Source organism: Methylobacterium ajmalii (genome assembly GCF_036448855.1).
Taxonomy (GTDB): Bacteria; Pseudomonadota; Alphaproteobacteria; order Rhizobiales; family Beijerinckiaceae; genus Methylobacterium; species Methylobacterium ajmalii.
The window spans coordinates 1-7,480 of record NZ_JAZFXT010000003.1; the positions used below are offsets into that span (position 1 = coordinate 1).

General features: G+C 71.1%; 9 protein-coding genes. 5 read left to right on the top strand and 4 right to left on the bottom strand.

Annotated elements, in window-relative coordinates:
* From V3T34_RS00665 to V3T34_RS00680, 4 genes are all read right to left on the bottom strand, one after another.
* On the bottom strand, positions 1 to 248 hold a 248-nt coding region (locus tag V3T34_RS00665), incomplete at its 3' end, for an aldehyde dehydrogenase family protein (protein ID WP_331369083.1).
* Positions 249 to 285: 37 nt separating this feature from the next.
* Positions 286 to 1,047, bottom strand: coding sequence for a 4-hydroxy-2-oxoheptanedioate aldolase (hpaI, locus tag V3T34_RS00670; protein ID WP_305079771.1), 762 nt, complete (start codon positions 1,045 to 1,047; stop codon positions 286 to 288).
* 7 nt (positions 1,048 to 1,054) lie between these two features.
* Positions 1,055 to 1,837: a 2-oxo-hept-4-ene-1,7-dioate hydratase gene (hpaH, locus tag V3T34_RS00675; protein WP_060846031.1), complete on the bottom strand. Its 783-nt coding sequence runs from the start codon at positions 1,835 to 1,837 to the stop codon at positions 1,055 to 1,057.
* A gap of 111 nt (positions 1,838 to 1,948) precedes the next feature.
* Entirely contained in the window at positions 1,949 to 2,842 is an 894-nt protein-coding gene (locus V3T34_RS00680) for a dioxygenase family protein (protein ID WP_305079772.1), read from the bottom strand.
* Positions 2,843 to 3,339: 497 nt separating this feature from the next.
* Between V3T34_RS00680 and V3T34_RS00685 the strand changes: the two genes are divergently transcribed.
* The 5 genes from V3T34_RS00685 to V3T34_RS00705 all read left to right on the top strand — a co-directional run.
* Positions 3,340 to 4,032 (top strand): GntR family transcriptional regulator, encoded by a 693-nt coding sequence (locus V3T34_RS00685; protein ID WP_305079776.1) that lies wholly within the window; start codon positions 3,340 to 3,342, stop codon positions 4,030 to 4,032.
* Between the two features lie 62 nt (positions 4,033 to 4,094).
* Positions 4,095 to 4,904, top strand: coding sequence for a sugar phosphate isomerase/epimerase family protein (locus tag V3T34_RS00690; protein ID WP_305079773.1), 810 nt, complete (start codon positions 4,095 to 4,097; stop codon positions 4,902 to 4,904).
* Between the two features lie 175 nt (positions 4,905 to 5,079).
* A complete protein-coding gene (locus tag V3T34_RS00695; protein WP_305079774.1) occupies positions 5,080 to 6,444 on the top strand; it encodes an MFS transporter in 1,365 nt (454 codons plus the stop codon).
* 58 nt (positions 6,445 to 6,502) lie between these two features.
* Positions 6,503 to 7,336 (top strand): shikimate dehydrogenase family protein, encoded by an 834-nt coding sequence (locus V3T34_RS00700; RefSeq protein WP_305079775.1) that lies wholly within the window; start codon positions 6,503 to 6,505, stop codon positions 7,334 to 7,336.
* 18 nt (positions 7,337 to 7,354) lie between these two features.
* On the top strand, positions 7,355 to 7,480 hold a 126-nt coding region (locus V3T34_RS00705; protein WP_305079274.1), incomplete at its 3' end, for a type II 3-dehydroquinate dehydratase.

Sequence of the window (7,480 nt, forward strand, 5' to 3'; positions counted from 1 at the left end):
TCGTCGATGCGGTCTTCGAGGATGCGCAGGAACTTGTTGAGGATGCGGGCGCGGCGCAGCGGCGGGGTGGCGGCCCAGGCCGGGAAGGCGGCGCGGGCGGCCGCCACGGCGGCCCCGACCTCGTCGGTGCCGGCCAGCGCGACGCTGCCCGACTGCTCGCCGGTGGCCGGGTTGAAGACCGGCGCGGTGCGGCCCGAGCGGCCGGGCGTGCGGGCGCCGTCGACGAAATGAGCGATCTCGGTCGGCATGGGTCGTCCTGTCGTGTGAAGGAAGGGATTGTGGGCGTCAGCCCGCCTTGAACTGGCGCGCCAGAGCCTCGGTGCCGCGGGCGAGCACGCCGACATCGATGGCCACGGCGGTGAAGGTGGTGCCGGTCTCGATGCAGATTTTCGCGAAGGCGGTGTCGGGGGTGAGGATACCGGCGGGCTTGCCCGCCGCCAGGATGCGGCGCACCGCATCCTCCACCGCCGCGACCACGGCCGGGTGGCCGGGCTCGCCGACATGGCCGAGGCTCGCCGCGAGGTCCGCCGGACCGATGAAGACGCCGTCGACGCCGTCCACCGCGCAGATCGCCTCGATCCGGTCGAGGGCCTCGGCGGTCTCGACCTGCACCAGGAGGCAGAGCTCCTCGGCGGCCCGCTTGGCGTAGCCCGGGACCCGCCCGAACCGGGTGGCGCGGGTGAGGCCCGAGACGCCGCGCACGCCCTCGGGCGGGTAGCGCGTCGCCGCGACCGCGGCGCGCGCCTCGTGCTCGTCCTGGACGTAGGGGATCAGCAGGGTCTGCGCCCCGAGATCGAGGAAGCGCTTGATCAGCACCGCGTCGTTGGCGGCCGGCCGCACCACCGCCGAGACGGGGTAGGGCGCCACCGCCTGGAGCTGCGCCAGCACCGTGAGCGGATCGCCCGGCGAGTGCTCGGTGTCGAAGAGCAGCCAGTCGTAGCCCGACCCCGCCACGGCTTCCGCCGCGTAGGAGCCCGGCAGGCTGCACCACAGGCCGATCTGCTGCCGGCCCTCGCACAAGGCGCGCTTGAAGCGGTTCTCGATCATGGCCGCCTCAGACGAAGGAGACGCCGATGGCGCCGAGCGGGCCGTAATCGGCCTGGATCACGTCGCCGCGTTTGATGTCGACGGGGCGGGTGAACGAGCCGCCGAGCACGATCTGGCCTTTCTTCAGGCCCGCATCGACCGCCGCGAGCTTGTTGACGAGCCAGGCGACGCCGGCGGCCGGGTGGCCCATGATGGCGGCCGAGACGCCGGATTCCTCGATGATGCCGTTCTGCGACAGGGTCGCGCCGATCCAGCGCACGTCGACGTCGAAGGGCCGGATCGTGCGCCCGCCGACGACGATGGCGCCGAAGGCGGCGTTGTCGGCGATGGTGTCGACGATCGCCCGCGGCACCTCGGTGCGGTAGTCGATGATCTCGAGGGCCGGGACCACGAACTCGGTCGCTCGCATCACGTCGTAGATCCGGCAGCCCGGCCCCGACAGGTCCTCGCCCATGATGAAGGCGAGCTCGACCTCGAGCCGCGGCTTGATGAACAGGTCGGTGCGGATCTGCGCCCCGTCGTTGAACAGCGCGTCGTCGAGGATGCGGCCGTAATCCGGCTCGGTCATCTTCGAGGCCATCTGCATGGCGCGCGAGGTCAGGCCGATCTTGTGGCCGGCAAGGCGCGCTCCCGCGGCGATCCGCGCCTCGGCCCAGAGGTCCTGCACGCGGTAGGCATCCGCGATCTCCATGCCGGGAAAGGTCTTGGAGAGCTGCGGGCAGGGTACCCGGTCGCGCTCGGCCTTGAGGATGGCCTCGGCGGCCTTGCGGTGATCGTCGTCGCTCAGCACGGCTGTTCGCTCCAGGAGTGTCGTGGGGCTTAGTGCACCTCACAAAATTCCCGCCGCAATGTCGCTGCCACGGCAAGCCGAGGCGGTGATCGGGAGTTTTGTGAGAGACACTTACTTGATCGGGGGGCGCGGCAGCACGGCCTCGCCGGGCTCCATGACGTAGGTGTAGTCGAGGGCGTACCAGGGCGCCGCGACGTCGGCCGCGTCCGGATGCGGACGATCGTGACGCACGAAGTCGCCGACCAGCGCCTTGGTCACGCCGAACTGCACGTCGGAATCGATGTGCGGGTCGTTGGCGTCGTAGACCTGCGAGATCAGCACCTTGAAGCCCGGCTTGAAGATCAGGGCGTGCAGGTGGGCCGGGCGCATCGGGTGGCGGCCCTGCGCGGCGAGCAGCCGGCCGACCACCCCGTCGGTGGGGATCGGGTAGCCGATCATCATCACCGAGCGGAACCAGAACCGGCCGTCCTCGTCGGTGGTGAACTTGCCGCGCAGGTTCATCTCGGCCTGCTCGGGATCCTGGTTCTCGTAGAGGCCGACCGGCGAGGCGTGCCAGACGTCGACCTCCGCTCCCGCGATCGGACGCCCCTCGCCGTCGACCACGCGGGCGTTGACGAGGAGCGGGTCGCCCGGCGTGTCGGAGCGCACGATCGTGCCGCCATTCGCGACCCGCGGCGCATTGAGGCGCCAGAACGGCCCGAGCAGCGACTGCGAGGTCTCGGTGTTGCCGTGGTCGCCGTTGTTGAGGAGGCACACGAGGGACGACACGCCGAGCGAGCCGGCCATCAGCACGAACTCGTTGTGGCTGTCGGAGGCGAGCGCGCCGATCTCGTTGAGGATCGCGGTGGCGTCGCGGAACTCGGACTCGGTGAGGCGCACGTCGCGCACGAAGCCGTGCAGATGGGTGATGAGCGAGGTCATGATCTCGCGCAGGCGTGGGTCGCGCGTCCGCGCCATGACCTCCAGAACGGCCGGCGTCACGTCCTGCTGGCGCTCGATGCGCATGGCTCTGCCTCCCTCGACTGCATGGTCTGGTCCCATATCATCGATTATTCGTCAAGAAGCGATTTTTCGAAGACCGCCCACGGCGCGCCGTGCGCGCCGGGTCGCGTGCATGGAGGGCGTCGGCCGCAAGCGGACGACGGAGCCCAGCCGGCGAGCATGGGCATTCCGGAGCAGCAGGACATCCCGTCAAGTCGCTGAATTAACGTGATTTAATTCCTCATCCGCCGACCTGTACCACGCCCTGCTACGAAAGAGGCGACGCCGCTTCCGGCGAAGCGACGGCGCTCCCCCGTCCGGACGGCAGCGTCGGGTTTGACAATAATAATCGTTTTTCGTAACCATCGTCGACGAAGGGCCGAAGCGGGCTCCGGGGGAGAGACGGTGTGACCGAGGCGAGGAACCGACGCGCTGCGGGCGACCGGGACGGGATGCAGCCCGCCGCCGGATCGGTCGTGCCTGCATCGGGCAAGCCCGGATCGGCCCACCCCGTGCCGACCATGCCGGGCGCCGCCCTGGTCGACGACGGCAAGAACACGATGGCGAGCCAGCTCGTCGACCGCCTGCGAGAGGCGATCGTCTCCGGCCAGCTCGAGGCGGGCAGCAAGATCAACCTGGAGCGCGCCCGCGGCAGCTTCGGGGTATCGCTGAGCCCGCTGCGCGAGGCCCTGGCCCGGCTGATCGCCGACGGGCTCGTGGTGTTCGAGGACAATCGCGGCTACCGCGTCGCGCCGGTCTCGCTGTCGAACCTGGAAGAGATCACCCGGCTGCGCGAGGAGTTCGAGGTCCTGGCCCTGCGCCAGGCGATCGCGATCGGCACCGTGGACTGGGAGGGCGACGTGATGCGCGCCCTCCACCGCATGAACCGGATCGCACGCGACGCCGACCAGCCCGACACGCTGGAGCAGTGGGAGGCGTATCACCGCGAGTTCCACCTCACGCTGATCGCCGGCTGCCGCATGCCGCTGCTGCTGAACTTCTGCAGCGTGCTCCTGAGCCTGAACGACCGCTACCGGCGCTCCTTCCTGCGCCGCACGCCCGGCGGCGACCGCAACGTCGCCCAGGAGCACGGCGAGATCGCGCAGGGCGCAGTCGCCCGCGACGCCGATTTCGCCTGCGCCCGCCTGCGCGAGCACATCCACCGGACGGGCACCAACCTGCAGCGGCGCCTGTCCGAGACGCTGGCTCCGTAGGCGCCCGCGCCCTCCCGATCCCGCGATCGCCCCCTTCGAGCGACGCCCTTCGAGCGATACCCATGCACGCCTCGTCCGACTGGCCGCTCGGCCTCGCCCACTTCACCTGCATCGGGGTGCCGCCCGTCGACCTCGTCCGGCTCGCCGCCCGGACCGGCTGCGCCGCCGTGGGCCTGCGGCTCCACCCCGCCTTTCCGGGCGCGCCGTTCTACGAATTGCCGACGGGCAGCGACGCCTTCCGGGAGATGCGCCGGGCGCTCGCCGACGAGGGGATGCGCGTCCACGACATCGAGTTCGTCACGATCGGCGAGGACTTCGTCCCGGCCTCGCTCGCCGGCATCCTCGAATCCGCCGCGGGCCTCGGCGCCCGGCGCCTGAGCGTGTGCGGCGACGATCCCGACCGCCCGCGCCTCGTCGCGCGCTTCGCCGAGCTCTGCGACCTCGCGGCCGGGTTCGGCATGGGGGTCGACCTCGAATGCATGGCCTGGCGCCGGGTCGCCAGCCTGCCCGAAGCCGTCCGGGTGGTGGAGGCCGCCGGCCGGCCGAACGGCGGCGTCCTCGTCGATGCGCTCCACCTCGCTCGGACCGGCGGATCGCCCGACGACGTGCGCGCCGTGCCGCCCGGCCTGATCCGCCACGCGCAGCTCTGCGACGCGCCGGCCGAGAGGCCGCCATCGACGGACGCGATCGTCCAGGAGGCCCGGGCCGGGCGCCTGGCCCCGGGGGAGGGGGCGCTGCCCCTGGGCGCGCTGGTCGCGGCCCTGCCGCCCACGACCTCCCTGTCGATCGAGGTGCCGATCACCGGGAGCACGTCGCCCGAGGCGCACCTGCGGGCGAACCTGGCGGCGGCCCGGCGGCTGCTCGCCGGCTGAACGCGGCGCGGCCGCACCCGGCGCCGTGGCCGGCACCGGGCCCGACGCGGCGACGGACCCGGCAGGAGCGCGAAACGCCCCGCCGGCCTCAAGAAAACAAGGGAACGACGCGCCGGTGCCTGGCTCCGATCCGGGCAGAGGATCCGTGCGCCTCGATTGGCAGGGGGGAACCACCATGACGACACGAATCGATCCGTCGACACCGGCCGGGCTCCAACCGTCCGGCGTGCACGAACCGAAGAAGGCCGCGCTCGCGAGCTGGATCGGCAGCGCGGTCGAGTACTACGACTTCTTCATCTACGGCACCGCCGCGGCGCTGATCTTCCCGAAGCTCTTCTTCTCGGCCGAGAACCCGCAGGCCGCGGCGATCGCCTCGTTCGCGACCTTCGGCGTCGCCTACATCACCCGGCCGCTCGGCGCGGTGGTGCTCGGGCATATCGGCGACCGCTTCGGCCGCAAGAAAGTCCTGACCTTCACGCTGCTGCTGATGGGCTTCTCGACCTTCATGATCGGCTGCCTGCCGACCTACGGCCAGGCCGGCATCCTGGCGCCGATCCTGCTCGTCATCGCCCGCCTTCTGCAAGGCATCTCGGCCGCCGGCGAGCAGGCCGGCGCCAGCTCGATGACGCTGGAGCACGCGCCGCCCCACCGCCGCGCCTTCTTCACCAGCTTCACCCTGAGCGGGACCCAGGCCGGGCTGATCCTGGCGACGCTCGCCTTCCTGCCGGTCTCGGCGATGCCCGAGGAGCAGATGCTGGCCTGGGGCTGGCGCATCCCGTTCTTCCTCAGCCTGATCGTGGTGGCGGTCGGCTTCTGGGTCCGCCGCACCCTGCCGGAGACGCCCGCCTTCGAGGAGGAGAAGGACCGGCACCACGAGGCCTCCGCCCCCGTGCTGGCGCTGTTCCGCACCCAGTGGTCGGACGTGCTGCGGGTGATCTTCGCCGCGATCGTCTCGGTGGTGAGCACCATCTTCGCGGTCTACACGCTGTCCTACGCGGTCAACGTGGTGAAGATCCCGCGGCCGACGATGCTGACGCTCCTGATCCTCGCCAACGTGATCGCGCTCGCGGCGATTCCCCTCTGGGCCATGCTGGCCGACCGGATCGGCCGCCGCCCGGTCTTCATCTTCGGCGCGGTCGGCTGCGCCGTGCTGATCTACCCCTACCTGTGGGCGATCAGCCGCGCCGACATCACGCTCATCTACGTCCTCGGGCTGCTTCTCTCGGGCGTCGTCTACAGTGCGGCGAACGGGATCTGGCCGTGCCTGTACGCCGAGATGTTCGAGACCCGCATCCGCCTGTCCGGGATGGCGATCAGCACCCAGATCGGCTTCGCCATCGGCGGCTTCGCGCCGAGCATCGCGGCGGCGCTCCAGGGCCAGGGCCAGGACGGCTGGGTTCCCGTCGCGATCTTCGTCATGATCACCTGCGCCATCGCGGCGGTGTCGATCGTGACCGCGCGCGAGACCTATCGGACGCCGATGCACGCGCTGGGCAAGCGGGTGTCCGCCCCCGCCGCCGGCCGCGCCCGGACCGCGTAGCGCCAGTCAGGGGGCGGCCTCCCGGCCGCCCCTCCCCGCATCACGAGGAGGCACCGCCATGATCCGAGGCACCACGACGCTGATCGCCCATCTCGGCTACCCGACCGAGTCGTTCAAGGCGCCGATGATCTACAATCCGTGGTTCGAGTCCCGCGGGATCGACGCCGTGGTGATGCCGATGGGCGTCAAGGCCGAGGATTATCCGGAGGTCTTCCGGTCGCTGTTCCGGCTCACCAACATCCGCGGCGCCCTCGTGACCATGCCGCACAAGATCACCACCCTCGGGCTCCTCGACGAAATCAGCACCACCGCGACGATCGCCGGCTCGTGCAACGCGGTGCTGCGGCGCCCGGACGGGACGCTCGTCGGCGACATGTTCGACGGCGCCGGCTTCGTGCGCGGGGTCCAGCGCAAGGGCCGCGACCTCGCCGGCGCCCGGGTCCTGGTCGTCGGCAGCGGCGGGGTCGGCTCGGCCATCGCCGCCTCGCTCGCGGCTGCCGGCATCGCGGGGATCGGGGTCTGCGACCACGATCCGGCCGTCGCCGAAGCGCTGGCCGGTCGCCTGCGCGCGCATTACCCCGCGCTCGCGGTCGCCGCCGGCAGCAACGACCCGGCCGGCTACGACGTCGTGGTCAACGCCACGCCGCTCGGCATGAAGGACGGCGACCCCCTGCCGATGGACGTCGCCCGCATCGCGCCGGGCACCTTCGTGGGCGAGGTGGTGATGAAGCAGGAGCACACGCCGTTCCTGCGCGCCGCCCTGGAGAAGGGCTGCCCGATCCAGGTCGGCACCGACATGCTGTTCGAGCAGATCCCCGCCTATCTCGAATTCTTCGGTTTCGGCACCACCACCGCCGAGGAATTGCGGGCGGTCGCCCGCCTGTCCTACTGAGCGTCCCGGAGAACTCCCATGAGCCGCCTCGTCTACGTGCTGAACGGCCCGAACCTGAACCTGCTCGGCAAGCGCCAGCCGCACATCTACGGCAGCGAGACGCTCGCCGACGTCGAGGCCTCCTGCCGGGCGCTCGCCGGCGAA

Coding starts and splice junctions, on each gene's coding strand:
- V3T34_RS00690 (WP_305079773.1), top strand. CDS start 4,095: ATGCACGCCTCGTCCGACTGGCCGCTCGGCCTCGCCCACTTCACCTGC.
- hpaI (WP_305079771.1), bottom strand. CDS start 1,047: ATGATCGAGAACCGCTTCAAGCGCGCCTTGTGCGAGGGCCGGCAGCAG.
- V3T34_RS00700 (WP_305079775.1), top strand. CDS start 6,503: ATGATCCGAGGCACCACGACGCTGATCGCCCATCTCGGCTACCCGACC.
- V3T34_RS00685 (WP_305079776.1), top strand. CDS start 3,340: ATGCCGGGCGCCGCCCTGGTCGACGACGGCAAGAACACGATGGCGAGC.
- V3T34_RS00695 (WP_305079774.1), top strand. CDS start 5,080: ATGACGACACGAATCGATCCGTCGACACCGGCCGGGCTCCAACCGTCC.
- V3T34_RS00680 (WP_305079772.1), bottom strand. CDS start 2,842: ATGCGCATCGAGCGCCAGCAGGACGTGACGCCGGCCGTTCTGGAGGTC.